2 pseudogenes are annotated in these 583 nt (G+C 34.8%); both read right to left on the reverse strand.

Going from position 1 to position 583, the window contains the following annotated elements:
• Positions 1-220, reverse strand: a pseudogene (locus ACFIO5_RS13045) (type IV secretion system protein VirB5); the annotation flags it as partial.
• Positions 217-583 (reverse strand): annotated as a pseudogene (locus ACFIO5_RS13050) (transporter); the annotation flags it as partial. The pseudogenes ACFIO5_RS13050 and ACFIO5_RS13045, both read right to left, overlap by 4 nt.

Here is a 583-nt window from a genome sequence, read left to right on the forward strand (position 1 = left end):
CTTTAAGAGTTTTAAGTTGATCGTTTATGTCCTTAATTTTATTTGCAGTTTGTGTTGCAGATTCATAAATAGACTCAGCTGTTTGTGATTTTGCAACGTCTAATTGTTGCTTGTTTTCTAAGGCTTTTTTATAATATTCATCAGCAAGGGGTGCTGTTTGTGCTTTTGCATGAGAGATGCAAAATAAAGATAACAATGTGACTAAGCTATATTTTTTCATTGATTTTCTCTCCTTTGATGAAATATAGGCAGCCATATGTCTGGGTCTGCTCCATATTCGCTGATAATTTGGTTCACCAGTTCAATATTCTTTGTTGTACCGCTTAAGACGGCGATCTCATCATTCATTCCACGTAAGTTAAGTTCTGCAACAACGGAACTTTGTCCCTGTTTGATGAGAAAACGACGGGATTCTCGACTTAATTCTGATTGTATCAGTTCAAATTCTCGCTCAGTCAGTTTGAAATCTTCAACATAATCTTTATAATTTGCTTTTTGTTTTGTAAAAATTATTTGGGTGGGGCATTGCTCAATAATGGTGTGTGCAATTGTTGAATTTAAAGCATCTTTTGGGCTTTGTGTT

Source organism: Bartonella sp. AA86SXKL (assembly GCF_042196885.1).